At 74.0% G+C, this 2,886-nt stretch carries 4 protein-coding genes; 2 read left to right on the top strand and 2 right to left on the bottom strand.

What is annotated here, in order from left to right:
- Positions 1-906: LacI family DNA-binding transcriptional regulator (locus tag ACXJKG_RS20500; RefSeq protein ID WP_456847565.1), on the bottom strand; the 906-nt coding region annotated here is incomplete at its 3' end.
- A 190-nt stretch (positions 907-1,096) separates the two neighbouring features.
- Between ACXJKG_RS20500 and ACXJKG_RS20495 the strand changes: the two genes are divergently transcribed.
- Positions 1,097-1,957 carry a serine/threonine-protein kinase gene (locus ACXJKG_RS20495; RefSeq protein ID WP_456847564.1) on the top strand — a complete coding sequence of 287 codons (861 nt, stop codon included), beginning with the start codon at positions 1,097-1,099 and terminating at the stop codon, positions 1,955-1,957.
- Positions 1,958-1,961: 4 nt separating this feature from the next.
- Here the strand turns inward: ACXJKG_RS20495 and ACXJKG_RS20490 are convergent, their stop codons facing one another.
- Positions 1,962-2,438 (bottom strand): MarR family winged helix-turn-helix transcriptional regulator, encoded by a 477-nt coding sequence (locus ACXJKG_RS20490; protein ID WP_456847563.1) that lies wholly within the window; start codon positions 2,436-2,438, stop codon positions 1,962-1,964.
- 179 nt (positions 2,439-2,617) lie between these two features.
- On the opposite strand from ACXJKG_RS20490, the gene ACXJKG_RS20485 reads away from it, so the two are divergent.
- The coding region (locus ACXJKG_RS20485; protein ID WP_456847562.1) for an endo-1,4-beta-xylanase at positions 2,618-2,886 on the top strand (269 nt) is incomplete at its 3' end.

Below are 2,886 nucleotides of genomic sequence, written 5' to 3'. Positions count from 1 at the left end.
GTCGATCGCCGCGCGGCCCATCGGCTCGATGGGCTGGCGCACGGTGGTCAGCGGCGGCTCGGTGCAGCTCATGAACGCGGAGTCGTCGTACCCCACGACGGAGATGTCGTCGGGCACCCGCAAGCCCGCGCGCCGTGCGGCCCGGATCACGCCGAGCGCGAGCGGGTCGCTCGCGCAGACGATGCCGGTCACACCCTCGCGAAGCAGCCGGTTGCCGGCCGCCTGGCCGCTCTCCAGCGAGTAGGCGCTGCGGACCACCTGGTTGGCGCCGAGCTCGAGGCCGAGCCGCTGGGTGATCGCCTGCGCGGCACGGAGCTTGCGCTCGGAGGGCACGTGGTCGATCGGGCCCAGGACCAGGCCGATCTTCGTGTGGCCCAGCGAGGCGAGGTGGCCCACCGCCTGCTCGATCGCCACCTCGTCGTCGCAGGACACCCGCGGGAACGGGAGCTCCTCGATGGAGGCGTTGATGAGGACGACGGGCAGGTTGCGGCCCGTCAGCCGCTCGTAGTGGCCGTGCGTGGCGTCGCGCTGCGCGTAGTGCCCACCGGCGAAGACGATCCCCGAGACCTGCTGCCCGAGGAGCAGCTCGACATAGTCCGCCTCGGACACCCCGCCGGCGGTCTGCGTGCACAGGACGGGTGTGAAGCCCTGCTGCGCGAGGGCACCGCCGACCACCTCCGCGAACGCCGGGAAGATCGGGTTCTGCAGCTCGGGCAGGACGAGCCCGACCAGCCGGGCGCGCTCGCCGCGCAGCTTGGTCGGGCGCTCGTAGCCGAGCACGTCGAGCGCCGTGAGCACGGCCTCCCGCGTCGACTCCGAGACGCCGGGCTTTCCGTTGAGCACGCGGCTGACGGTCGCTTCCGAGACGCCGACCTTGCGTGCCACCTCTGCGAGTCGCCGTGACATGCTCGTCACTCTACAGTCGCGCGGCTGCAAGTGGCTTGCATCCGGCCGCAAACGCCCAACTGTCGTGACTCACCCATTCGGTGCATGCTGCGGTCGCCGGCGTGCGGTGCGGCCGGCGTCCTTCTACCGTCGGAGCAGTCCGACCCGTGCGACGCCCCCGACGGAGACGCCCTCGAGAGACTGGAACCCTGTGCCGCTGACCGAGTCCCGCCCGACGGCGAGCCCGACGCTCGGGCGGCGCTACCGCCTGGAGCAGCAGCTCGGGCGAGGGGGCTCCGGCGAGGTGTTCCGGGCGACCGACGACCGGCTGCACCGCGCCGTCGCGCTCAAGGTCTTCACCCTCGGCGCCGCCTCGCCGCAGGAGATCCGCCGCTACGCGCACGAGGCGCGGGTGCTGTCCGCGCTCGCCCACCCCAGCCTGGTCGCCCTGCTGGACGTGGGCGCCGACGTGCTGCCGGACGTCGGACCCGTCGCGTTCCTCGTGATGGAGCTGGTCGACGGGCGCACGCTGCGCGACACCATCGCCGACGGGCCCCTCGCCCCGGCGCTCGCGGCGGACGTCGGGCGCCAGCTCGCCCTGGCCCTCGGCCACGCGCACGCGGCGGGCGTGGTGCACCGCGACGTGAAGCCCTCCAACGTCCTCGTCGCCACCGACCGCGCCGAGAGCGGCCACCGCGACGCGCCGTGGCTCCCGGTGGTGCTGGCCGACTTCGGCATCGCGGTGACCACGGCCGGCACCTCACCGACGCCGGCCGGCACGTCCGGCACCGCCGGCTACCAGAGCCCGGAGCAGGCCCTGGGCACCCCGGCGGGTCCGGCCAGCGACGTCTACTCCCTGGGCCTGGTGCTCCTGGAGTGCCTCACCGGCACCCGCGCCTACCCCGGCGACCCCCTGACCAGCGCGCTGGCCCGGCTGCTCGACCCGGTCCAGATCCCCGAGGACTTCGGCCGGGACTGGTCCCGCCTGCTGCGGGCCATGACGTCCCCGGAGCCCGACGCGCGTCCCGCCCCGGCGGCCGTCGCGGCCGAGCTGCGCGTGCTGCGGGGCTGACGCCCTAGGCCGGGTCGGGGATCCGCGCCTGCGCGGCCCGCAGCTTGTCGGTGAGCGACCGCAACGTCGCCAGCTCCTCGGCGTCCAGCGCGCCGCCCACCAGCCGGCGGATCGTACGCACGTGCCGTCGGCCGATCTCCCGCTGCACCCGAGCCCCCTCGGCGGTCAGGCTGACGGCCACGCCCCGCGCGTCGCCCTCGACCGGCCCCCGCCGCACCAGGCCGGCGAGCTCGAGACGCTCCACCATCCGCGACAGGCTGGGCTGGGTCAGCAGGCTGACCTCCCCCAGCTCCTTGAGCCGCGCCGTGCCGTCCGCGCAGCCCGACAGCGTGAACAGGACGTCGTACTCGCGGATGGTCAGCTCGCCCCAGACGTCGTCGCGCTGGAACCGCCGCATGAGCGCGACCTGGGCGCGGAACAGCGACTCCCACGCCTCCGCCGCCTCGCGCGTGCCGGGCAGCTCCCGTGCTGCGTCGTCCATCGGTGCACCCCTTCGGTCCATGCAAACGTATCGATCTCAACGCCCTGTGCGGTGCCGCTGTTCCGCCGCGGTATCGAAAGAGCCGCCCGCGCGCTGCTGAAACGCTTCGGCACCTCGCGGCACCGGCCCGGCGGCGACCACTCTGCGATCCGGCACCGGCTCAACGAGGAGGAAACCCCATGCCTGTCGTCCATCCACCCCGCCGCTCTGCGCTCCGCACGGCCGCGGTCGCCGTCGTGGCGACCCTCGCGGTCGGCGCAGCGCTCGCGATCCCGGCCCAGGCGGCCTCGACCCTCAAGGACCTGGCCACCGCGGCCGGCAAGGACATCGGCTTCGCGCTCGACCCGAGCAGGCTCTCGGAGCCGGCCTACAAGACGATCGCGGACAGCGAGTTCACGCTCGTCGTGCCGGAGAACGCCATGAAGTGGGACGCCACCGAGCCGTCGCA

It is taken from the genome of Cellulomonas sp. P5_C6 (assembly GCF_054049635.1).
This window is presented reverse-complemented; position numbering and strand designations above follow the sequence as displayed.

Bases quoted from the DNA above. Each gene is read 5' to 3' on its own strand.
- ACXJKG_RS20490 (WP_456847563.1), bottom strand. From the start codon at position 2,438: ATGGACGACGCAGCACGGGAGCTGCCCGGCACGCGCGAGGCGGCGGAG.